Source organism: Serratia sp. K1WW1 (genome assembly GCF_055790865.1).
In genome coordinates this window covers 2,271,410-2,294,743 of the sequence record NZ_CM147697.1, presented here as the reverse complement: position 1 = coordinate 2,294,743, position 23,334 = coordinate 2,271,410, and the positions used below count along the sequence as shown (strand labels likewise).

The 23,334-nt window shown below is 54.0% G+C and carries 24 protein-coding genes; 5 read left to right on the top strand and 19 right to left on the bottom strand.

The window, feature by feature from the left end:
- Window positions 1-17: 17 nt before the first annotated feature.
- Complete coding sequence (gene uspC / locus ACX9GU_RS10330) at window positions 18-428, top strand: universal stress protein UspC (protein ID WP_473194694.1); 411 nt, start codon at window positions 18-20, stop codon at window positions 426-428.
- A gap of 435 nt (window positions 429-863) precedes the next feature.
- Window positions 864-1,895, top strand: coding sequence for an NADP-dependent oxidoreductase (locus tag ACX9GU_RS10325; RefSeq protein ID WP_473194693.1), 1,032 nt, complete (start codon window positions 864-866; stop codon window positions 1,893-1,895).
- A gap of 69 nt (window positions 1,896-1,964) precedes the next feature.
- On the opposite strand, the gene ACX9GU_RS10320 is transcribed toward ACX9GU_RS10325, so the two are convergent.
- From ACX9GU_RS10320 to ACX9GU_RS10265, 12 genes are all read right to left on the bottom strand, one after another.
- A complete protein-coding gene (locus ACX9GU_RS10320; protein WP_473194692.1) occupies window positions 1,965-2,729 on the bottom strand; it encodes a hypothetical protein in 765 nt (254 codons plus the stop codon).
- 228 nt (window positions 2,730-2,957) lie between these two features.
- Complete coding sequence (locus tag ACX9GU_RS10315) at window positions 2,958-3,497, bottom strand: fimbrial protein (RefSeq protein WP_473194691.1); 540 nt, start codon at window positions 3,495-3,497, stop codon at window positions 2,958-2,960.
- 11 nt (window positions 3,498-3,508) lie between these two features.
- Complete coding sequence (locus tag ACX9GU_RS10310; RefSeq protein WP_473194690.1) at window positions 3,509-4,003, bottom strand: fimbrial protein; 495 nt, start codon at window positions 4,001-4,003, stop codon at window positions 3,509-3,511.
- 13 nt (window positions 4,004-4,016) lie between these two features.
- Window positions 4,017-4,496, bottom strand: a complete 480-nt coding sequence (locus ACX9GU_RS10305; protein WP_473194689.1) for a fimbrial protein — start codon at window positions 4,494-4,496, stop codon at window positions 4,017-4,019.
- A 10-nt stretch (window positions 4,497-4,506) separates the two neighbouring features.
- Complete coding sequence (locus ACX9GU_RS10300) at window positions 4,507-5,142, bottom strand: fimbrial protein (RefSeq protein WP_473194688.1); 636 nt, start codon at window positions 5,140-5,142, stop codon at window positions 4,507-4,509.
- A 44-nt stretch (window positions 5,143-5,186) separates the two neighbouring features.
- Window positions 5,187-5,954 carry a fimbria/pilus periplasmic chaperone gene (locus ACX9GU_RS10295; protein ID WP_473195155.1) on the bottom strand — a complete coding sequence of 256 codons (768 nt, stop codon included), beginning with the start codon at window positions 5,952-5,954 and terminating at the stop codon, window positions 5,187-5,189.
- Between the two features lie 93 nt (window positions 5,955-6,047).
- The gene (locus ACX9GU_RS10290) at window positions 6,048-8,603 is read right to left on the bottom strand and encodes an outer membrane usher protein (RefSeq protein ID WP_473194687.1); all 2,556 of its coding nucleotides are present in this window, start codon (window positions 8,601-8,603) and stop codon (window positions 6,048-6,050) included.
- A 29-nt stretch (window positions 8,604-8,632) separates the two neighbouring features.
- Window positions 8,633-9,169 (bottom strand): fimbrial protein, encoded by a 537-nt coding sequence (locus ACX9GU_RS10285; protein ID WP_473194686.1) that lies wholly within the window; start codon window positions 9,167-9,169, stop codon window positions 8,633-8,635.
- A gap of 106 nt (window positions 9,170-9,275) precedes the next feature.
- Window positions 9,276-9,809: a fimbrial protein gene (locus ACX9GU_RS10280; RefSeq protein WP_473194685.1), complete on the bottom strand. Its 534-nt coding sequence runs from the start codon at window positions 9,807-9,809 to the stop codon at window positions 9,276-9,278.
- Between the two features lie 510 nt (window positions 9,810-10,319).
- Complete coding sequence (sbmC, locus tag ACX9GU_RS10275) at window positions 10,320-10,787, bottom strand: DNA gyrase inhibitor SbmC (RefSeq protein WP_473194684.1); 468 nt, start codon at window positions 10,785-10,787, stop codon at window positions 10,320-10,322.
- 38 nt (window positions 10,788-10,825) lie between these two features.
- Window positions 10,826-11,668, bottom strand: a complete 843-nt coding sequence (kynA, locus tag ACX9GU_RS10270; protein ID WP_473194683.1) for a tryptophan 2,3-dioxygenase — start codon at window positions 11,666-11,668, stop codon at window positions 10,826-10,828.
- Between the two features lie 165 nt (window positions 11,669-11,833).
- Window positions 11,834-12,601: a phytanoyl-CoA dioxygenase family protein gene (locus tag ACX9GU_RS10265; RefSeq protein WP_059202053.1), complete on the bottom strand. Its 768-nt coding sequence runs from the start codon at window positions 12,599-12,601 to the stop codon at window positions 11,834-11,836.
- 173 nt (window positions 12,602-12,774) lie between these two features.
- Between ACX9GU_RS10265 and ACX9GU_RS10260 the strand changes: the two genes are divergently transcribed.
- The gene (locus tag ACX9GU_RS10260) at window positions 12,775-13,602 is read left to right on the top strand and encodes an AraC family transcriptional regulator (RefSeq protein WP_473194682.1); all 828 of its coding nucleotides are present in this window, start codon (window positions 12,775-12,777) and stop codon (window positions 13,600-13,602) included.
- Between the two features lie 101 nt (window positions 13,603-13,703).
- On the opposite strand, the gene mgtA is transcribed toward ACX9GU_RS10260, so the two are convergent.
- The 3 genes from mgtA to ACX9GU_RS10245 form a co-directional block, all read right to left on the bottom strand.
- Window positions 13,704-16,403, bottom strand: coding sequence for a magnesium-translocating P-type ATPase (mgtA, locus tag ACX9GU_RS10255; protein ID WP_473194681.1), 2,700 nt, complete (start codon window positions 16,401-16,403; stop codon window positions 13,704-13,706).
- A gap of 197 nt (window positions 16,404-16,600) precedes the next feature.
- On the bottom strand, window positions 16,601-17,299 hold the full coding sequence (locus ACX9GU_RS10250) for an MgtC family protein (protein WP_021180910.1): 699 nt from the start codon (window positions 17,297-17,299) through the stop codon (window positions 16,601-16,603).
- 461 nt (window positions 17,300-17,760) lie between these two features.
- Window positions 17,761-18,633, bottom strand: coding sequence for a LysR substrate-binding domain-containing protein (locus tag ACX9GU_RS10245; RefSeq protein ID WP_473194680.1), 873 nt, complete (start codon window positions 18,631-18,633; stop codon window positions 17,761-17,763).
- Between the two features lie 105 nt (window positions 18,634-18,738).
- Between ACX9GU_RS10245 and ACX9GU_RS10240 the strand changes: the two genes are divergently transcribed.
- Entirely contained in the window at window positions 18,739-20,151 is a 1,413-nt protein-coding gene (locus ACX9GU_RS10240; RefSeq protein ID WP_473194679.1) for a pyridoxal phosphate-dependent decarboxylase family protein, read from the top strand.
- Window positions 20,152-20,193: 42 nt separating this feature from the next.
- Here ACX9GU_RS10240 and ACX9GU_RS10235 read toward each other — a convergent pair whose 3' ends face one another.
- Window positions 20,194-20,337 (bottom strand): hypothetical protein, encoded by a 144-nt coding sequence (locus ACX9GU_RS10235; protein ID WP_473194678.1) that lies wholly within the window; start codon window positions 20,335-20,337, stop codon window positions 20,194-20,196.
- A gap of 644 nt (window positions 20,338-20,981) precedes the next feature.
- Here ACX9GU_RS10235 and rcsA point away from each other — a divergent pair.
- Window positions 20,982-21,611, top strand: coding sequence for a transcriptional regulator RcsA (rcsA, locus tag ACX9GU_RS10230; RefSeq protein ID WP_473194677.1), 630 nt, complete (start codon window positions 20,982-20,984; stop codon window positions 21,609-21,611).
- A 189-nt stretch (window positions 21,612-21,800) separates the two neighbouring features.
- On the opposite strand, the gene dsrB is transcribed toward rcsA, so the two are convergent.
- From dsrB to ACX9GU_RS10215, 3 genes are all read right to left on the bottom strand, one after another.
- A complete protein-coding gene (gene dsrB, locus ACX9GU_RS10225) occupies window positions 21,801-22,001 on the bottom strand; it encodes a protein DsrB (protein WP_021180904.1) in 201 nt (66 codons plus the stop codon).
- Between the two features lie 287 nt (window positions 22,002-22,288).
- The gene (gene cspE, locus ACX9GU_RS10220) at window positions 22,289-22,501 is read right to left on the bottom strand and encodes a transcription antiterminator/RNA stability regulator CspE (RefSeq protein ID WP_004946278.1); all 213 of its coding nucleotides are present in this window, start codon (window positions 22,499-22,501) and stop codon (window positions 22,289-22,291) included.
- A 287-nt stretch (window positions 22,502-22,788) separates the two neighbouring features.
- Window positions 22,789-23,331: a potassium channel family protein gene (locus ACX9GU_RS10215; protein ID WP_473194676.1), complete on the bottom strand. Its 543-nt coding sequence runs from the start codon at window positions 23,329-23,331 to the stop codon at window positions 22,789-22,791.
- Window positions 23,332-23,334: the final 3 nt, after the last annotated feature.

Below are 23,334 nucleotides of genomic sequence, written 5' to 3'. Positions count from 1 at the left end.
GGCAACGGGAGTAGGACATGGGATATCGCAACGTTATGGTTACGGTGGCAGTCGCAGCGGACAGCCACCGGCTGGTAGAGAAAGCCGTCTCCATCGTGCGTCCCAGTGAGGGGAAAATCACGCTAGTCAGCATCATTGCCAATGCCGAGATTTTCCCCGCCCCCATGCTGGGTGACCTGCGTGCGTTGATGGAGGAAGAGACGCTGCTGTTTATGGAAGAACTGTGCCTACGGGCAAACTATCCCAATATCACTACGCGGATCATTCACGGCGAGTTGGGCGACTGCCTGGCCTACGCCAACCAGAAGCAACCCTTTGATCTGGTCATCTGTGGCAACCATAGCGATAGCATGATGAATAAAGTGGCCTGCTCCGCCGCACGCTTTATCAATACCAGCAGCATTGACGTGCTGATCGTTCCGCTATAACCCAAACTCATCACCTCCAGTTGGCTATTCAAGGTGCAGGTCTTTTTTCTTGTAAAAAATTAAGTGAGTCGTAAGTAATGCCTGCTCGCCGATGAAACTTCATTTATTCTGCGACCTGGTCTTAATAATGCCATCAGAATCGCTATATGATATCGGAATTATCGCAGCATCATCAATATATCCAACATCAAATATCACTGTTAACTATGGTTGATAACCCGATTTCGGTCGTTATTTTTCTTCACGATATAAGAAGGTTCCACCAACACGCAGCCACCTCAAGTATTACGCAATAATTTTCAACAAGGTTGCCGGCCATGCTTATTACGCTAGCGCACCAGTGCGCACATAACGCTATTTTCTATTGCGACATAGTCACTAGACTAGCCAGTACCTGAACACCCTTCGTTCAACACCGTCGCCAAGGAGTCATCGATGTCTCAGCAAGCGCATAACCGCCGTTTTGTTTTAGCTTCACGCCCACACGGGGAACCGCAGGCAGACAATTTCCGCCTGGAAACCAGCCCCATCCCACAGCCCGCCGCCGGGCAGTTGTTGCTGCGCACGGTTTATCTTTCATTAGATCCCTATATGCGTGGCCGTATGAGCGATGCGCCCTCTTATGCCCCCCCGGTACAGATAGGCGAAGTGATGGTCGGCGGTACCGTATCCCGCGTGCAGGCTTCACAGCATCCAGACTTTAACGTTGGGGATTGGGTGCTAGGTTACGATGGGTGGCAAAGCCATGCATTGTCGGACGGCAGCGGCCTGCGTAATCTGGGGGCCAAACTGGATCACCCTTCCCGGCTCCTTGGCGTATTAGGGATGCCCGGTTTTACCGCCTATATGGGGCTGCTCGATATCGGCCAGCCACAGGCGGGCGAAACCTTGGTGGTCGCGGCAGCCAGCGGAGCCGTAGGTTCCGTGGTAGGTCAGATTGCCAAGCTGAAAGGATGCCGCGTGGTGGGTGTGGCGGGTGGCGCAGAGAAATGCCGCTATGTGGTGGAAGAACTGGGATTTGATGCCTGTATCGATCACCGCTCGGCCGACTTTGCGGCCCAACTGGCGTCAGCCTGCCCCCAGGGCATCGATATTTACTATGAAAACGTCGGCGGCGCAGTCTTCGATGCGGTTATTCCTTTGCTCAATACCAAGGCACGTATCCCCGTCTGTGGCATTATCGCCCACTACAGCGCGACCGAGTTACCACCAGGCCCAGATCGCTTGCCGTTGTTACAAGGCCTGATCCTGCGTAAACGCATCAAGATGCAGGGTTTTATCATCTTCGATGATTACGCAGAAAGCTTCGGCGAGTTTCTACAACAGATGGGGGAATGGGTCAGCCAGGGCAAGATCAAATTCCGCGAGGACGTGGTCGACGGGTTGGAAAATGCCCCTCAGGCCTTTTTCGGGCTACTGAAAGGCAAAAACTTTGGCAAGCTGATTATCCGCGTTGCCGAGGAGTGATCTGATGTTCAGGGCGCTATGCGCCCTGAACGACTTGCCGGATACTTGATTGCGGTGCAAAACGCCAGCTTATGGCCAGTTGATCGTCAGCACGAATGACCCCTTCTGGGTTCCCGGGGGGTTAAGCACATTATCAATGCTCGCGGCGACCGTGAACCCGGTATTCCCACCATTATTTTCGATCACCACAGGCGAATCCGCGTCATTGACCTTGATCACGCTGGTGTCCAGACCAATGGCGATAGATTTTGGGAACGTTATCGTTACGCTACTCGCGGCGGTACAGTTAATGTTACCGGTTGAACTACCTGCGGCAGGTTTACCCTGGTACCCTTCAAGCGCAATATTGGATGCCGTTACGGAACATGAAGTGGCAGGGCGTACATCAGGACCCCAGCCTTGGCCTGTGAACATCGCGTAGCCGTACGTGGGGCCAGGTCTGTGAGCAACGATATTGAAATCAACATAATCTTTTTGGGCAGAACAAAAGTAATATTCAGAAGCGTATTTCGCGATCAGGTCACTGCTGGCCATCATGGCGTTAATCCGACCGATGTCCCCAGAAAGCACTATGTTATAGTAGTAATCATCACTCGCCCTTTTGGGCCAGCCTTGATATATGTAGCCAAGGTAGGAGCCTTTATAACAGAACGTTGCCTTGATCAGACTTACCTCACCAGGACTCACCATATCAGGGCCAGACGTTACTGTCCCAGAGTAAAAACCCATGTCTTTTACGTAAATCGTGCTTGGTGGTCCAGCAAATGCATAACTTGCAACGGTGAAAAAAGCAACAACCGTAAGGATGATTTTGTTCCTGATGATGTTAATCATATCGTTCTCTTTAAGTTAGTCGGTATGCGCCCCGCAGGGGGATGCCTTACAGGCATCGACTCCGCCCACGTTACCCACCCGCGGCCCATTACGGCAAACCAGATGCCCGGCCAGTAAAATCCCCCCAGGTCGGATTGAGTCTTGGGCCTGTACAGCGCTTAGATGCTGGCCCGGCACCGATGACAGCGCACCGATGTCGGGCTTGGATCCCAGTGTACCTGGGTCATCTCATTCATATTCGAGGCTGAACGTCGCCACGCTCTCGAACGCCCCGGCAGTGATGGCTCCGCGCTTGAGGGCTGATGGCGTAGCCTGGACATAGGCCTTCAGCTTGATCTCGTTCTCCCCGGCTTGCAGCACGTAGCGCTCACCCGGATTATTAATCGGCTGGGCGACGCCGTTGGCCATCTCCAGCCCCACGGCAATATCCTTTCCCCCACTACCGGTGGGTTGCAGCAACCCGCGCAGCTCCGTAGATTCGGTGCCGGAGAAAGTCGCACTCACCGTGGTGCCCACGGACAGGTCGCACTCCGTCAGGCGCAACGAGAACGTCTCTCCTGGCGTACGCTGGTACTTCAGCAGGAACTTGTCGACAATCTCGCGCAGATCCACCGCGATGTCGTCGTCACCCGGCAGGACGACACACGGCTCCGCCACCAAAGCGCCATGCAGGCGCACGTTCGGTGCCGCTTGCACCGCTGGCAGCGTCTGCACCAGCAGCATGCCAGCCAGAACGGCCCAAACCGCATTGTTTCTGAACCGCTTCATCCGTTCGCCCCTCATTGGTAATCCGCCTGCAACGTCGCCGTGGACTCGAATGCCCCTTCCACCAGCGTGCCACCCGCCCGCTTCACCGGCACGGCGTCCAGTTTGGGTGGATTAGCCAGGTCTAGGTTCACCCGGGTGTTCGGCGTAAACGGCACCCCGTCGCGGTAAATCCGGATACCCAGGTCGGACTGGTCGCTCTGCAACGCATTGCCATCAAAGCTGGCCGGTGTTCCGTTCAGGCTTAGGCTCAACGCCCAGCCGCTACCGTTGCCAGTGCAAGTCACCTGATAGTTCAGTGCCGTACGATAGCGATCGCCATCTACTTTGCTGATGGCCACCCGCTCGCCAAAGTTCACATCAACCACGTTACCGTCGTTGATGGTGCATGGCGGAGGTGTTATCAGCGTGCCGCTGAAAGTCATCGGCGCATCTACCGCTCGCGCGGCTCCCCCCAGCAGCATCAGAGCACTCAGCAGTAACACCGCCAGGGTCGTTTGGTTTCTCATTTTCCGTTCCCCATCACTGGTAACTTACAGACAGCGTGGCCGTGGCGCTGAACGCCCCGGCGGGCAGTTTCGCCCCCGCCTTCATTACCGGCACCGCCCAAAGTGCAGGCTTGGTTGGGTAAGTGAACTTCAGCGCCTTGTTTATCGGCAGCGTAGTCGCGTCGTTCTGCAACCGAATACCTAGCCCCGTCACGTTCGTGAGCAGTGCCGTGTTGTCGAACGCCGCACCGGTGCCATTCACCTGCAACGACATGCCGAGGGCGTCAGCCCCGGCGCACTCCAGCGTATAGGACACCGGCATACGGTAATTGGCCCCGTCTATCCGGGTGGTCATGACATCGTTGAACAACACCTCGATAGGTTTGTTGCCATTAATGGTGCACGGCGGCTTGAGCACGGTCAGCGTCACCGTCACCGTGGTATTGGCCGTTCCGGCCTGCGCCATCCCGGCTACCGACAGCAGCGCAAGGCACAACATCGCTTGTCGTTTCATGCTTGCTCTCTTAGTCATAGCTGAGGTGGAAGTTCACCCGGGCCTGATAGCTGCCCGCCATCAGCGGTGCCGACGTGCGTTCCGGGGTGACGGTATAGCTCAGCGTGTCCTGGCTTGGCGTCAGCATCAGCGGCGCACCACGGCTGCCCAGACGAATATCACGCCCTTGGGCGTCCGCAATCCGCAACCCCATCCCGGAGACCCCCTGAGCCTGCACCAACTGCGGATTGTCCGCATCACTATTGGCACGGAAGCTCACCGTCAACACCGGCTGTCCGCTCGCGCTGGTCAGCGCCCCGGTACGCAGATCGCGGCTGCTCCCCCGGCCACGCAAACAGTCCGTCAAGCGCAGTTCGAACCGCACCGGCGTGCCCTGCGCGCCCACGCGCAGCAGGCTTCCCGTCGCCGTCTCGCCCAACGCAACATCCTGGTAGGTGCTGGTCATATCCAGCCGGCAGGCGCTTTCGGTCAGTGCACCATGAACATACAGCGTACCGTTGGCCCCCTCGACCTCCCAGTTGTCCACCGCTGCTTCTGCTGCTGGCATCAGCAGCGTCCCGCACAGCATTGCGCCCAGCATGCCGTAGTATTTCAGTGCCGCTCTCTGGTGCCGGCCTTGCTCTTGCATCGCGTTTATCATGCCCATGCCATCTTCCTTCGTCTTGCCGTCGTCCGGCCACGATTAACGGGTTATGCTTTCTTCTCCGGCACCACCTTGCAGGTGCCACCGCTGCAGTTGAAGCTCAGTTTCGGACGACCGCCGTAGTCGTTGACGTAGGTCAGTACCGGGCTATCGCCCACCGCCGCCGCCGTCACCGTCAGCGGCAGGCTGCTCTTAGGCGGTACCATCAGCGGCGTGAATCCCTTCACACCCTCAGCGCTCGTGCTTGGGGCTGCGTCCACGAAGGTCACATAATACGGCGTCGGGTTATTGACCACATACTTGTCGCCCTGCCGGCTCAGCGTCACCAACTCCTGCGGCAAGATGGCATTCTTCTGAATCGCGATGCCAGCAGGGCGGTAGAACAGCTTGATGCGCGTCTGCAGCGCGATTTGCAGCGTGTTCGGCTTGCTGCTCTTCGGCGGGATTTCCCGCAGATTGAAGTAGTAGATCGTCTCTCGGTCCTGTGGTAACTGCTTGGCCACCGGCAGCGCCTGGATTTTCACCTGGCTAGGCTTGCCCGGCTCAATGCGCTGAACCGGGGGTAACACGGTGAGCGGGCTCTGGATCTTGTTGCCCTGCTCGTCCTCTATCCAGCCCTGTGCCAGATAGGGCAGTTGCTCGTTCTGGTTCTTGACATTCAGGCTGATCGAGTTCTGCCCTCCGTCAAACACGACTCGGGTGCGGTCCAACGCTATCGCCGCCTGCGCCGTCGGCACCGCCAGTATGCCTAGCAGGGCCAGGGCCGGGATCGTTGAGCTGCGGTTTTGACCGGGCTTCTTAGGGGAAGCCACCATTATCTGTTTCATCATTGTTACTTCTCTCTATCCTATTCTGGTGTTTCGTATTCGTTACTGTCGGCCACCGGTCAAAAGCCGGTGGCACCTTTATTATTTCTTATCTTCCGCTGCCACAGACGTCGTCGGACGGCAAGGCAACAGCAGCGTCTTCATCAACATGTCCGCTGGCAGAGGCGTTGGCATTTGTACTTCGCACTGCGCCGCCCCGTCCCAGTGAACCGTCATGATCTCACCCGCCTTGATACCGCTCAGATAAACGCTGCCACCGTCGTTGACCAGCCCCGTTTCCTGTTTGCGAGCGTTCAGAACCGTTGCCCCGAACGGCGGTGTCGTGCCATCCGCCAGCTTGAGGATCGCCATCGTCTTGGCACCCGCGATTACGTCAAACTTGCGGTAGCCGATGGCCCCTTCGGTCAGCGTCGCCTGCACCACTGAATTCTTGGCTTCGGCGTTGTCACCCAACTGGTTCAAATCGATACTCGTCTTGTTACGGTAGTAACTGTTCACGTCGCCAATCACCGCCTTGCCCCAGGCGTTGGTGCGGCTAGGGCTGCCGTTACCACGTACCGGCACGTCCGCCACTCCCTGGGTATCCACCAGCATACGCGTGCCGCCCATTACGCCAGTCCGGTGCAGCGCACCGCCTTCCGCCGTCAGCGTCATGCCGCCCTGAGCGCTCAGACCCACCGCGCTGTAACTGCCATCCTGATAGCTGGCGTTGGCACTTATCCGAGCCAGGTCGCCATCGCGGTTGTAAAAGCCGCTGGCGCTAGGCCCGCTGCGCGAACTGCCGGCACTCAACTGGTAGTTACTGCGCTCATCGATACGGTCAAAATAATTCACGCTGTGCGTAGTGTCGTTGCTGCTTTGCGCCAGGCTGTAGCTCACAGTTGCGCTGTTGCCCCAAGGTATCGACACCGACACGTAGGCACCATCGTCATTGGATTCGTTGTATTGGTTGCGGTACGCCGACAGTGACAGACTCACGTTACGGAACTGGCCCACATCGAAATAGCTCGACAGCGTCAGGTTGTAACGGTCTGAATCCGCTCGGTCCCAATACGTCTCGTGGCTGTAGTCGAGATAAGCGCTCAGCCCCAACTCACGGAAGTTCTGGTTGAACGTAATGGTGTACATCTCTTTACCGTTGCCGTTCTGCACCCCTTTATAGCGCGCGTCCAGATACTCGTTCATGCTCATGAAGTCTTCTTCCGAGAAGCGGTAGCCGGCGAAAGTCACCTGGCTGTCATACTCGTCGAAATTCTTTGAGTAGCTCAAACGGTACGACCCGCCGCTCAACGTTCCCTCTTCCTGTTGCAGTTTCGCCCGCGACTGGGTGGCATCGAACGACAGGGCGCCGAACGCCATCAGATCGCGACCAACCCCTAGCGAGAGGGCGTTGTAATCGCCGCCCGCCAGCGCGCCACCATACAGTGACCAGCCGTTGCTGACCCCCCATGAGAACTCGCCGGTACCGAATACTGGCCCCTGCGCGTCATGCTCCCAACTTAGCGGCTGCCCCGCCGCCAGCTTGAAGCGCACCGCACCCGGGCGAGTCAGATAAGGAATGTTGGCAGTGTTCACTGTGAACTGCTGCACGCTCCCGTCCTGCTCTTCCACCCGCACGTCCAATGCCCCCGAGACCGCATCGCTGATGTCCTGAATGCGGAACGGCCCCGACGCAACCGTCGTCTGGTACAACTCCCGCCCCTGCTGGCTGATGATTACCTTGGCGTTGGTTCTGGCTACCCCCACGACCTCCGGTGCATAACCGCGCAGGTTTGGTGGCAGCATATTATCGTCCGACACCAGGCTGGCACCGGTGAAACGGAAGCTGTCGAAGATGCCCGAATTGAGCGTGTCCTCACCCAGCGTCAGCTTCGAACGCAGCGACGGGATGGCTCGATAGGCATAAAAGCGGCTCCAGTCGAACTGATTGCCACGACCTTGACCGTCATCGCTTTGTTGCTCGAGATTAGCCTGCCAGTCGCCACGCAGGCGCCAGGCACCCAGGTTAGTGCCGACCGTGCCGTTGCCACTGAGGCTGTTAGTGCGATTGCCGTCCCGCTGCTGATACTGGCTACGGGCGTTGGCGTTGTAGTCAAGCAACAGGCCAGGGATACCCTCATCCCAGCGCGAAGGCGGATCCCAGTTTTCGTCGGTGTACTCCAGAAACGCCTGCGGAATGCTCAGGTATAGTGAGGACGATGCCAGATCGCCCCGCATTTCCATCCCTTCCACACTGCTCTCATCCAGGCATTGCCCCTGGTGCCACCAGCTCAGACGCTTCAATACCTCCGGCTTGAAGCCCAACCGGTCAACCAGCTCAGGGCTGAGACAGGCACGGCTACCATCGGAATCCCCTTCCCGTGCGTAAAACGGTACCTGCTGCTCCGGTAACTCGTTCTTGTTGATGTGCACCGTCATCTCGTAAGTGCCCGGCATGATGTAGCCACCGCGTGAGAACTGGCTCAGGTCAATATTCTTACGGTCATTGACATCAAGTACGTCGGTGTTGAACTGAATATCTTCAGCGGCATGTCCCACCGTGGATGAAACCCCGGGGATCAACGCAATACAGACGCTGAACGAATGGATCGCCAACGCACTCTTCTTGTTTTTCTTGCCTGCTTTATTTTTTTTCATTTATCGGCAACCTTCCCCTGAAAAAACCATCAGAAATAATCCAATTTGAAACGAATTAATGAGAAATAATCGCCTGACTTGAGTTCGCGATTATTGGTTACCAACCGCATGATATAATTCAGCTGCATACTGCCAGGCACGACGGAAATAAGCGGCATGGCTTTTCCGGGTGCAGCGACATTGCCCGCCTCATCAATGATTTTCAGCGCAACGCCGGAGGCATCGCCATTAATGCCGAAAAGTTCACCGTCGGCGGTGCCATCAAAGGTCACCTGAAAAGATTGCCAGTCCGCCTTACCCTTGCGCGCGAGCAGGCAGTTGATCAGATTGATGGAAAAAGGCTTGCTACGCCCCTGACCGTCACGCACGATATCGGCCAGTGGAATGGTCTCCATATCGATGGTCTGCTCATAGCTGGCCACGTCGATAGCACAAGCTGTGTCGATAATGGCTCCCTGCATGTTGACACGCCCCCATCCGGCCAGACTTTCAGCAGCAAATGAAGAAAAAGCAGGCAGGAAAAACAGGCAGGAAAACACTATAAATACGGTATTTTTCAGTTGCATAAAAACAAACTCCCCGACGGGTCTCTCCTGAAAAATGCATGCAGGAAACCTGCATGCATTAAGCACAACTGTGTGGTTGTTTTAGAGATAACTACAGAGTAACGACTTAGTTGTAAGCCAGGGTAAAGTCGGTCACTGCCTGGAAAGTACCTTCAGTAATGCCAGCAGCTGCGCCGCCCTGCATGTACGCAGCGAAGCTCAGGGTGTTTTTACCATCCTGCAAAGTCTGAGCTGTGGTTGGTTGGCCCAACTTAATCAGTTCACCGGTACCATCAACCAGGGCCACAGCGGCGCCAGTAGCGGTGCCAGTGATGCCCAGCAGGCCATCAACAGTAGAAGACTCCATACCGGTATAGGTGACGCTTACCTTATTTTTGGTAGCTGGGGTACCGAAGGTGCAGTTTTCCAGTTTGATAGAAAAGTTTTTTGGCTCGGATTTGCCACCATCAACCAGGCTGGCTTTAGAAAGCTGACCCAGATCAACGGTCTGATCCAGCGACTCTGGTGCAATGGAGCACGGTGCATCAATAATAGAACCGATAATGGTTACTTTGCCGTTACCCGCGTCAGCGAATGCTGCAGAGGACAGGCCGAGAACGATAGAAGCAGCCAGCAGCGTTTTATTCAAAGTGGTGAACATGAATTTAATTTCCTTTGTTTGGTGTTACAGTTAAATATTCCGGTGCTATACCGGAATGTATAAATCAAATACCTGCGAGACAAAAACCGGCGGCGCTGTTATGAGAGCCACAGATGATGCATCTGTAGCTCAATGAATTTATTAAAACCCAATAAACAGTACCAAGATAAACTCCAGCTATTCCAAGCTGGGAATTAATCGCGGTATAATCATACCAGTGCCCGCCGAGTTTCTTTACTTAACCCTTCAGGCTTTCGGGTATGGGAAAATATTAACATTTCACAGCGTAATAAAAATAAGACAATTCGTCAGACACGTGTAGGGCGAGGACTACAAGACTCGGTAGGCAGGAAAAGTGGGTTGTGGCATGTCGATAGGATCTGCCTGAATGGCGGAGCGTTCTGGTGTGGTGTTCAAGACGATATTTTTCTTGCGCAAAGGATTATCCGTGTTGCACAGGAGTGATCTGTAGTTCAGGGCGCTAAGCGCCCTGAACCCTTTACGCAGCGTTCAGATCTTGGTTACCGACTGGCAAATCTCCAGATCAAAGTAGCCATCAGCCACGCAATCATTGAGATAATGTTCATAGCAAATACCCTCAGACGGCCGATAGCCGCTGGCGGGTAACAGCTGCTGGTAAAAATTACGCCAGGGGGTGGCGAAATCCCCATCGCTGATCCGCACCCGGTACACGGCGTATTCCCCTGCGGGCAGGGTTTGTATCACCATGTTTTCACTGCCGGCAGGCAGCACAAAATCATCGGCAACGGTAAACACCACGTCGGCACGCAGGTTTTCCGCTGCGACCTGGTTCGGATCGTCCCAATAGAGTACCAGCCATTTCCCCACGGGAATGCCTTGCTGTTGTTGCCAGGCCATCAGTTGCTGAAAACCCAGTGGGACTGATTGCGCATAAGCCCCCACAACCCGCACGCCAACGGCCTTTTCTGCCGGTTTTTGCTCAATTCTTACCGCCATTGTCATCACTCCTCTCGCCTATGTTCGGAACAATAGAGTCAAGCGCCAATTTCGGTTCGCACATCCAGCAATTCAGGGAAAAATGTCAGTTCTAACGCCTTCTTCAAGAAGCTGACGCCGCTGGAGCCGCCGGTACCCGATTTAAAACCAATGATCCGCTCGACCGTTTTCATATGGCGAAAACGCCATAGATGGAAGCTTTCCTCGATATCCACCAGCTTCTCGGCCATTTCGTAGGCCGCCCAGTAGGTTTGCGGGTTATCGTAAATCAGTTTGAACACCGGTAACAGCTCTGAATTGCGCTGGTAAGGCTGGGTCCAGTCTCGTTCAATGCATGCCTGAGGTACCGCAAGGCCGTGGCGGGAAAGATAGCGGAGGAATTCGTCATACAGGCTCGGGGCTTCGAGGATCGCTTTCAGCGCGGCATGTTTTGGCGCATCGTCGCTGAAGACGGCCAGCATGGCGGCATTTTTGTTCCCCAACAAAAATTCGATCGAACGATATTGATGAGATTGGAAACCCGAAGAGTTACCCAGCACGCCACGGAACTCCACATATTCAGACGGAGTCAGCGTCTCCAGGACCGCCCATTGCTCAAACAGCAAACGCTGGATCTGCTTTACCCTGGCCAGGATTTTGAAGCAGTGGCTAAGTTTATCCTGCTGCACCAGAGCCCTGGCCGCCTGCAGTTCATGCAGCATCAGTTTCATCCACAGTTCCGAGGTCTGATGTTGCACCACAAACAGCATCTCATCATGATGCTGCGGGTTGGAAAGTGGCTGCTGACAAGCCAGCAGCTGGTCCAGGCACAAGTAATCACCGTAGCTCATACGTTTGGAGAAATCGGTGACGATGGCGCTTTCTAGTTCCCGCTGATTCATATTCTCTCCGTGTCCCTCACGTCTTTGACAAGCGCGAGTTAGCAAATGAAGAGAAGACAATAGTCCATTACGGCAACATTAACGTAACGATTAACGAGAGCTGTCTCGCAGATCCGGTGCTGACATCGGATTTAACGTGCGCAGCAACGCCCCTACTCCGGAGACTCAGAGCACATCCAGCAGCCATTTTTGCGCCGGGGTCAGTCGGCTGGCCGTTTCTTCCTTCAGCCAGCGGCGCTGGTCCTGCTGGGCAGTATCTGCACGGTCAATATAGAGTGCGTGCAACACCCGCCGCCGGGTACCGATCCTGTTCTGAGTCCCTCCATGCCAGGTGTGCGCGTTGTAGATCATCACGCTACCGGCAGGGGCTGCAAAGACAATTTCATCGGGATGTGCCAAGTCGGGATCGGCCAACACCTCTTCCGGCAATTCCGGCCGCAGATGCGTTCCGGCGATGATCCGCGGCGCGCCATTTTCCGCACTTAGGTCGTCAATCGCCCATATCGCATTGACCAGGTGTACTTTGGGAAAATCGGGGCGCGGCTTTTTCCAGTCGGCATGTAGAGGCTGATGACCGCCACCGTGCAAGGCTTCGCGGGCATTGAGGCTAGAGACCTTGAACTCACCGTTGAAAATATAGCGACAGGCAGACAGGATCAGCGGGTGCGACCACACCTTTTCCCACACCACACCTTTATTCACCATGTTGGCAATGCGCGTTGCCGTCGCTTCCTGATGGTGCTCAATGGCCAGGTTATCCCCTTCTTTCTCCACCAGCTCATCAATAAGATTGCGCATCGCCACCAACCAGTCAGGATCGGCCACGTTGTGCACCACGGTATACCCTAGCGTATCAAGCTCCTGCTTCATCTGTGCCGTTAACTCGATGCTGGCTCCTAAAGCCTCCAGGTATATCTCGGATTGACGCTGCATCATGATTTCTCCATTTACTTTTTGATAACATAACGGCAAATTTACTGGAAGCCTGGGCCAAAAACAGGGGGCTTTTACTACGAAATACTGGACACAGATGTACTCCAAGCAAAAATGTGACTTGGGTCATAAATGCGCCAAACCGTAACCGCCGAAGAGCACTGGAGATCGCGATGTCTGAAACGCTTGTTACCCTGCTTAAACAGCTGATTGCCCATCAGGATGCGATCCAGGTAAGGTTTCCTGAGCCCACTTTTCCCGCCCCGCCCTTGGCCTTCTGCGTACCTTTTCCACGGCTTGAGATAGTGCTAGATGGGGAAGTTGAAGATCAGTGCCTACCTTTGGCCAATAACACGCTCTCCAGCTATCAGGTGCTTTATGTCCCCGCGGGTAAATGGAGTTTTCCGCAATGGACCCAGCCAGCCACCACGCTGAGCATCTTGTTCAGTAAGCAACGGCTGGGTTTCAGCCTGCAAAGGTGGGACGGACAAACGCTGTGTGAGACGCAAAAACAGCACGTTGCGCGGCGTGGGCCCCGAGTTGGCTCATACCTGCTGTTAGCGATGAATGAGGTTTTGCTGCAACCCGATGCGTTGACCTCCCGGCTAATCTTTACCGGGTTGGTTAGCCACTGCCTGGAGCAGCTCGCAAGCCAGGGGCAAACCGTCAGTAAAAGCCAGGAACTGCTGCTGGCCATACAGGATTATCTTGATGACCACGCCGGGCTACCGTTAACACGGGAAGGCGTCGCCAAACGATTTCATATTACCCCTAACTACCTTTCCCACCTGTTTCAAAAGTCTGGCCCAGTCGGTTTCAATGAGTACATCACCGGGGTGCGCCTCGAGCGGGCGAAAAATCTGTTGCGTGGCTATGATCTGAAGATCAAAGAGATCGCTCATAACTGCGGGTTCGACGACAGTAACTACTTTTGCCGGATATTCAAAAAGCATACCGATCGCTCCCCCTCTGAATATCGCAGGCATTGCCGCAGCCTGTAGCAATATTGCTGATCGGCGCAGGGGGCCGCATGATGCAGCTCCCTTAAGAAACAGGCCGATTGAGGTTTATCACCGGGCATACCGCCCGGCGTCGACGCTGATTAGAACCACTTGCCAAAGCGGCGGATGTAGAAACGCTTCATCAATTGCGCCACCACACAGTAGCTGACCAGCGTGGCCACCAGCCAAGGGAAATACTCCCACGGCAGCGGTTGCAACCCGACCCATGCTCCGAGCGGCGAGAATGGAATATAGATACCGAGTGCCATAATAATCCCGGTGGTCAACAACACCGGCAGTGCCGCCGTGCTCTGAATGAACGGGATCTTCTGGGTACGTAGCATATGCACTACCAGCGTCTGAGACAGCAATCCTTCAATAAACCAGCCGGACTGGAACAGCGCCTGATGCTCTATGCTATTGGCGGCAAACACAAACCACATCAATGCATAGGTCGTGATGTCGAAAATCGACGACGTCGGCCCAATCCACAGCATAAAGCGACCAATATTCTTGGCATCCCATTTGCGGGGTTTACGCAGGAACTCTTTGTCCATCTTGTCCCACGGCAGGGAAAGCTGGGAGATATCGTACATCAGGTTCTGTAACAGCAGGTGGATCGCCAGCATCGGCAGGAACGGAATAAACGCACTGGCCACCAGCACCGAGAACACGTTGCCGAAGTTGGAGCTGGCGGTCATGTTCAGATACTTGATGATATTGCCGAAGGTTTCACGCCCTTTGATCACCCCTTCTTCCAGTACCATCAGGTTCTTTTCCAACAGGATGATATCGGCGGATTCCTTGGCGATGTCGGTACCGGTATCGACAGAAATGCCCACGTCGGCATCGCGTAACGCCGGGGCGTCGTTAATGCCATCCCCCAGGAAGCCCACGGTATGGCCATTAGCCTGCAACATTTTCAGTACGCGTGATTTTTGCAGCGGCGTCAGCTTGGTGAATACCGTACGCTGCTCAACTTCACGCATCAGATGAGCATCGTCCATCTGTTCAATCTCCAGGCCGGAGAGCGGCGTTCCCGGTTCCAGCCCAACGTCACGGCAGATTTTACAGGTGATTACCGGGTTGTCGCCGGTCAGCACTTTCACCGCCACGCCATTTTCCTGCAGGGCAGCAATCGCTTCACGAGCGCTCTCTTTTGGCGGATCGAGGAAGGTCAACAGGCCTTCGATCACCAGGTCGCGTTCATCCACAATGCTCAGTGGCAGAGTGCAACCTTCCAGACCCAGATCTCGCGTTGCCAGCACCAGCACGCGGAAACCATCTTCATTGTACTGGCAGGCCAACGCCTGCAAATCGGCACGGCGAGCCTCGTCAAGCGCCAACACCTCCTGCCCGACACGGACGTGAGTGGCGATCTCCAACATCTCTTCAACTGCACCTTTGCAAATCAGCAGTTGGCGCTGTTGTTCATCCTGTACCACGATCGACAAGCGACGACGTATAAAATCAAACGGCAGCTCATCAACCTTGCTGTAGCGCCCCAACGCCTCAACGCCTGGCTGGCCCTGGCCAAAGCGGATCACCGCCTGATCCATCAGGTTCTTCATGCCGCTCTGATGGAAGCTGTTCAACCAGGCTAAATGCAGCACATGGTTATCCTTGCTGCCATTCACATCCAGATGGTGTTCCAGAATGATGCGATCCTGCGTCAGGGTGCCGGTTTTATCGGTACAGAGCACGTCCATCGCGCCAAAGTTCTGGATCGCATTCAGCCGTTTGACCACCACCTTGCGGCGCGCCATGGCAATTGCGCCTTTCGCCAGGTTCGAGCTGACGATCATCGGCAGCATTTCCGGCGTCAGCCCCACGGCGACCGCCAAGGCAAACAGGGCCGCCTCCGTCCAGTCTCCTTTGGTAAAACCGTTAATCAGCAAGACGATCGGCACCATCACCAACATAAAGCGGATCAGCAGCCAGCTAACGCTGTTTACCCCACGGTCAAAGGCAGTTTGCGAACGGGTACCGACGATCGACTTCGCCAGAGAGCCAAAGTAGGTGCGGCCACCGGTCGCGACCACCACCGCCGTCGCCGTTCCGCTGGCCACGTTAGTGCCCATCAGGCAGATATTGGCCAACTCCAGCAGTTCGCTTTCGCTGGAGGCATCGATCTCGCTGGACTTTTGGCTCACGCCGGCCAAGGCATCGTATTTTTCGATCGGTATCGCCTCACCGGTCAAGATGGCCTGGCTGATAAACAGATCGCGTGAGCTAAGCAAACGGAGGTCCGCGGGTACCATGTCCCCGGCGGAGAGCTGAATAATATCGCCCGGAACCAACTCACGAATGGGAATTTCCACCGCTATCGCCTGGGTGCTGAAATTACTGCGGCGCAACACCGTTGCCGTGGTACGAACCATCGATTTGAGTGATTCGGCCGCTTTATTGGTGCGGTATTCCTGCCAGAAGCGCAGCAACCCGCTCAACGCAACCATGATCAGGATAATGATGACGCCGGTAAGATCGGTTTCTTCACCGTTTTGCATCGGCAACCAGTAATCGGTAAAGAAACTGATCCCTGCCAGTACCATCAACACAAAGATAAACGGATTGTTAAACGCGCTGACTAACTGCACCAGCGCATGCGGGGCCTTCTCATGGGCAACCTGATTGCTACCAAAATACTGCAAACGCTCCTGGGCATCTTCCTGAGTTAATCCGATGCGGTTACAGTTTAAATTAGCCAACGTTTGATCGAGGCTGTTCTTTGCCTCGAGAGCAATGGCATACGGCTCGCGCTGTTTATCACGGCGGCGGCTATTTTCTTTAATATGGGTCATGACGCTATTCTCTTTTTTTACTTTGCACACAGGGTTACCCCGCCCGTAATAACGGGTGAACATGCGCAAAGTGGAATTTACTTTGTTGGCGTTGCTAAAGTAACGCTAATAACCTTAACTACGCAGAATAAATTGTGTCTCTGGGGGGAGTTTGCATAACACCTCCTTATCACCAGTAAGGTGAAGGTTAATTATCGTTAAACGGGTAATTCTGACGCCACGCGCCAATGCACGGCACTCACGCTGCGTTCTAAACTAATACGGCAGACAATGCCCTCAATTTCTTTTTGCGCGGCCGGATTAGCCACAATTTCCGCACAGACTTCCAACTGACCAGGAATGGCAATATCGGCGCTACGCAGCGATTGCAAACGTAATGCCACGCCGTTCAATGCCTGTAGGATCAGGGTACGAACCAGGATTTCATCCTGCTCCCCGCAGGTGACCTGGACGCGATAACGCAGCTCCAGATCCACCGCCTGCTGCTGGGGTTGCAGGTTAATACGCTGCGCCGCTTCACGCAGCAGGATATTGGCACACAGGATCACCAGGGTAGCGCAGACGGCTTCCCAATGCTGCCCCAGGCCACATAGCACGCCGATGGCCGCAGAGCACCACAAGGTGGCTGCCGTGTTCAGGCCGCGGATATTCAGCCCTTCCCGCATAATCACACCGGCACCGAGAAAACCGATACCGGAAACGATCTGCGCCGCAATACGCCCCGCGCTGGAAGGCTCAGTGTCAAAAGAGCTCAGGATAAACACTGCGGCCCCGGTCGCAACCAAAGAATTGGTACGCAAACCCGCCATACGCTGACGCCATTGACGCTCGGCACCAATAACGGCACCCAGGCCCATTGCCAGGAATAAATTCAGGATAAAAGGAGTCATAGCCATGATCTTCCCCTTAATTAATCATTGAGGTTGAATCATGTGCTGTTAAGCACACGCGAAATCGCGCCGATAATTAATCAGCGGGTCTGCGTTTGAGTGCCCGGAGGGAAAAGGCCGTGGTGATGGTTAAATACCATAATCATATCCGAATCAATACGCCCAATGCGCAAGCGCCTCGGGGACAACTATCATGTTCGGGTTTGCACAGCTCGGAATAACTAGAGAGGGGTGCTGCCCGCCGTGTTCGGCAAGCAACAAATCACAGGAGATTGGTCAACTTGCCTTTATTATTTCGCTACTACTGCAACTGTCCAATTGGTTTTCTCCACGGTAATTTTGGCTGGAGTATAGTGACATGAGGTTGTGAAGTAAAGGTTATATTATTAAACGAAGACTAAACCGAATATTCCCCTTATTTAATGACTGATATAGGAACAATAATAATCGGGCGCAGCATGTCGCCCCTACGACACGAGTTGTTGCTGTAACCAGTTCACTAACGCTGCCACCTCAGGTGTTAAACCGGCGGCTTGTGGCCACACCAGATAGACATCGCTATCGTTCAAATGCAGCGCAGCCGCCAATGGCACCAAGCGCCCTGCTGCAATCGCATCCTCCGCCAGCACGGTCTTCACCAGCGCAATACCAAATCCCTGCTCGGCTGCGCGCAGCAGTAACCCTGCATCGTTGAACAGCGCCAACTGTTGTCCACCGCCAACTCTCCCTACGGCGCTAAACCAGCTATGCCAGGGAGTGACGTCATGCTCAAGCAAGGGGGTTTGTGGATCTCCAGCATCAAATGCCTCCTGCCATTGCCTGGCCAGCTCTGGGGTCGCTACCGGCAGCACTACTCCTGAGGCGATACGCTCAGCCTGAACGCCTGGCCATTGGCCATCACCAATGCGGATCGCGGCATCGAATCCTTTACGGCCGAGATCCTGAATCGCCAGCGAGGCGTCAATCTCCAACCGGATCCCAGGGCAAGCACGATGAAACTCCGCCAATCTGGGCAACAACCAGTAATGCGCAAAGGAAGGCAGTACGCTGATACGCAACATCTGGCTTTCCGCTACCCGTCTGGCCCGCTCAACGCCCTGTTGCAAAGCGAGTAAGGCAGGCTCAGTTGCCGCCAGCAGTTCGCGCCCCGCAGCATTTAGCCGTACCCCACGCCCGGAGCGATCAAAGAGTGGGCAGCCAATAGCCTGTTCGAGCTGCTGAATTTGTTGGCTAACGGCACCATGAGTCAGGCTGACGCGTTGCGCCGTGGCACGCAAATTCTCCAACCGGGCTGCGATCACAAAGGTTGGCAAAATATGCAGAGGTAGACGTTCATTCATTGCTGGTTAGCCTTGCTATCCAAAAGGGTCATTTTTTATCGATATTAGCACTAATCAGGATCGCCTATAGTGCAAACATATTGACCCCGAACCCAAGGCATGACCATGCACCCACGTTTGCAGCAGGATCTCAACGATTTACCTCGCATACTTGACCATACCAACCAATTGGCGCAGGACTTCCTTGCCAGCTTGAGCCAGCGCCCGGTATGCCCGCCGTTGGCCGAACAACAGTTGCAAACCGGTGACGATCGGCTGGTCGAAGAGGGTTGCGGGGCGTTAGCGGCGTTAGAAGAATTTTGGCAGCGCTATGAGGCTGGCCTTTCCGGCAGTGCCGGGCCGCGTTATTTTGGTTTTGTCACCGGCGGTAGCACCCCTGCAGCGCTGGCTGCCGACTGGTTGGTTAGCACTGCCGACCAGAATAGCCAACTGAGCCATGATACTGTGGCAGCAGCGATCGAGCTGGCAACGATTGAGCAATTGAAAACCCTGTTGCAACTGCCCGCCGACTTCAGCGGTAGCTTTGTCAGCGGTGCCACCATGGCCAACTTCACCGGGATCGCCATCGGCCGCCAGTGGTTAGGGCAGCAGCGCGGGATCGATGTGGCACAGTTTGGCTTGGCCGCCTTGGGGCCGATTCAGGTCCTTTCTGCCAATGCGCATGCCAGCAGCGTGAAAGCGCTCAGCATGCTCGGTATTGGGCGTGATGCATTAAAGTCTATCGCCAGCCAGGCTGATTGCGAAGCTATTGATATCGCAGCGCTGGAGCGTCATCTTGCCGCCACGCCAGATATCCCAACGATAGTGCTCGCCAGCGCAGGCACGGTAAACACCGGCGTTTTCGACGATCTGCCGCGCCTGCTGGCACTGCGTGCACGCTATCCCTTCTGGCTGCATGTTGATGCCGCCTTTGGTGGGATCGCGGCCTGTTCTCCCCGCTTGGCCCATCTGCTGAACGGTTGGCACCAGGCAGACTCAATCACCGTAGATGCCCATAAATGGCTGAATGTCCCTTATGACAGCGCCATTCAATTTACCCGTCATCTGGCATTGCAGATGCAGGTTTTCCAGAATCACTCGTCCTATCTGGAGGCCCCCACGTTGCGCCCAGACAACTATTTGCACCTGACGCCCGAGAACTCAAGGCGTTTTCGCGCCCTGCCCTTGTGGATGGCATTGAAAGCCTACGGTAGCAGCGGTATGCGGGAGATTGTCGAGCGTAACGTGACGTTGGCGCGACGTTTAGGTGACGGATTGGCGGCCAGTGAAGGCTTCCGCCTGCTGGCCCCGGTGGATCTGAACATCGTGTGTTTTGCTCTGAAGGGCATTACAGGCGATGCCACCGCCGCACGCAACAGATTCATCGATCGCTTGGATCGGCACGGCGTGGTGCGCTGCACGCCCACCAGCTATGCGGGCCAACCGGGTATTCGGGCAGCCCTGGTGAATTGGATGACTGAAGAACAGGATATTACTTTGGCGCTGGCATCAATGCAGGCTTGTCGGGCTGAGGTCTGAAAGTGGCGAGGCTTTGCTTCTGCTGGCCATCGGTTGTGATATTCAACGGCGATATTTACCCTGGGTTGCCAACTGTTGCTGCATGTACAGCTGGAAAACAGGTAGCTCTGTGGGGCGTTCACTAGACAGATAGGTCCAGTCGCGCCCGTCCTCCTGATTGTGAGTTGAAATCGCATCTAGCTGCATTTCGTTGTCTCTGCGCAGTAAGATACGTCAGGAAAATCGATATGTCGCGGATAAGTTATTCACTGATGAATAATTAACAAATGAAATAATTTACTATTGTTATTTAATTAACGCCCACATGGTTAGCAGAACTACTTATTTTGACTTGATTCCGATCATAAGCGCCTTCCTCAAGCGCATAAAAGTAACTAAGAATCGTTACCATTAGAGCCAATACATTGATACAATCAATTGAATAAGCAAACTTAATGGCGTTTGGTGATGAAACAGAAGCAACACTATCAGTCAAAAAACCGCCAACTCTGGCGTCATTGCGAGTTATAAGAGAGACTTAAGAATCATCTGATTAACGGAAAATAGTACCGCGATGAAATTAGCTAACCTTGGCAACAAATTTAAGGCTGACTACCCGGCGTCCACTGATATTTCCAGCCGCAAAATCGCTACAGCATAATAAGTCGACTTAAGCTAAACTAATGCTTTTGGTAGATTTAAAAATATAATTCGAAAACACGTTGAGTCATGCCGGTTTTATTGATAGAAAGTTGCATTCATAAGATGTGATTTTTTTATAACTTTTAGCCTTTTATCTTCAGGCTTTTCTTTTTATAACCGCGTAAAAACGGACTTAAGTGGGAGGCTATATGCCAATAATCATTATGGATTCATGCAGTTACACTAGATTAGGATTAACCGATTACCTGACATCCCACGGGATGAAAAAGCGTCAGATTAGCGCCGTCAATCATATCGACGACCTGCATGAGAAGTGCGCAAAACTTAAGCCTAATATGGTATTCCTGAATGAAGACTGCTTCATTCATGAAGCGGATGCGACAGAAAGAATAAAACGCGTGATATCTCTTAATCCCGATACTTTATTCTTTATTTTCATGGCTATCACCAACGTACATTTCGACGATTATTTATACGTCCGCAAGAACGTGATCATCTCCTCAAAATCGATTAAACCGCAAACCATGAGTCAGCTGCTTAACCACTATCTCGAAAGAACGCTGGTTCGCCCGGAAAAAAACTCGCTGGATCAGACACCTGTCACACTAAGCCAAACCGAGTCAAACATGCTGCGCATGTGGATGTCCGGCCAAGGCACCATCCAGATCTCCGATCAAATGCAGATCAAGGTAAAAACCGTCTCTTCCCATAAGGGAAACATCAAAAGAAAGATCAAAACCCACAACAAGCAGATCATCTACCATGTTGTCCGCCTGACCGACACGCTTACCAGCGGCATTTTCGTCAACAGCCGTTGATTAGCCATTACGGCCAAATAAAGCGACAGCGGAACGCAGTGGTGTAGAGTTCGACAGAAAAACGCCCGTTTTCAGCGGCAATGCTGCCGCTACGGGTATTTAGGCATGCTTTCAACACCGCATGACCGTGCGGCCAGGTTTCAGCCCGCCAACCAGACCAGCGGCAAGCTGTTAAATGCAGGCAAAGATTTAATCCTGTTCAGCGCTGCGTAATTCTACAAAAGTGCCATCGCGGCTATCGATCTCATTGAAGAACCACACGCCCGCCGGGTAATCTTCCAGTGACACCAGATACATGGTGCCTTCATTAAACACCTCAACTTCCAGTACTACCCCTTCTCGACGGGGGCCGCCGTCGGTCTTTACCGTCACCAGATCGTTAACTTTCATGCTCTACCTCGTTATTTATCTCGGATCTCAGTCTATTACAGTTGACGAAAAGAACCCACCATTGCGTAATGCTTCTCAATTAAGTAGAGGCCTATGGTGCAGCGGTATACTTTACGTGATGCCTCTAAGCCATCATGCGGCGGCGACCCATTAAGCTTAGCAGAACTGAGACTGAGTCTTTCAGACCTCTGGAATATCGCGGCGAACCTCTCTGCGCCCACCATGCTCAAATCGCAGACACAAAAAAACCCGCCTTGGCGGGTTTTTGTTAATCAGCGAGAGGCCGATTAGATAGCGGTAACGTTAGCCGCTGACGGACCTTTAGCACCGTTCTCGATAGAGAACTGTACGTTCTGGCCTTCAGCCAGGGTCTTGAAGCCTTGATCCTGAATTGCAGAGAAGTGTACGAACACGTCTTTGCTGCCGTCTGCAGGAGTGATGAAACCAAAACCTTTAGACTCGTTGAACCACTTCACTTGACCTTTGATCATGTTAGACATGTTGAATTCCTTCAATAAAAAATTTAAGCCACCATGGGCATGAAATAGCCGGTCATCAGTTACTTATGGAGGCACTAGAAAGGAAATTCGTCAGTGAAGAGCTATCAAGGATAACGCTTTAAATTTGAACTACTTTACTCAAAATGTCGTGCATAAATAGGTCTGTACCACAGGCCGAGAATCATTAACTCATGTCGGGCGTATAATAGCAACTCTTTTTAGCTCGTGAGGCTGGAAAGGGAGAGCGAACGCACAGAATTTGCTCCCCTCTGGCGAAATTATCGGCGTTATCTTGCGGATTTCACTGACAATGGTGGTAATGCAGCGCCACAAAATTTACAAAACTTCGCCTCGGCTTCATGCCCGCCACGGTCGCATTGTGCACAATGGCGCTGTTCCCTATAGCGCTGCATCTCCTGCGACATGTAGGCGGTCAGGATCCCCGTAGGCACCGCAATGATCGAATACCCTACCAGGATCAGCACCGAAGCCAGCATCCGCCCTAATGGCGTGTGGGGCACAATATCACCGTAGCCCACGGTGGTTAACGTGACTACCGCCCAATACATCGATGCGCCAAGACTGGTAAATCCACCACTGCCTCCCTCCACCGCGTACATCAAGCCACCAAATACGCACAGCATCACGCCGACAAAACCAAAGAATAGGGTCAGCTTATGGCGCGCCAGCTTGATACTGCGCCAGACAATGCTCATCTCACTCATGTAGCGCAACAGTTTCAACACCCGCAACACGCGCAGGATCCGCAATACACGCAGCAGAGCGATATACCCCACCGCCATATGCGGGAATATCCAGATGATATACATCGG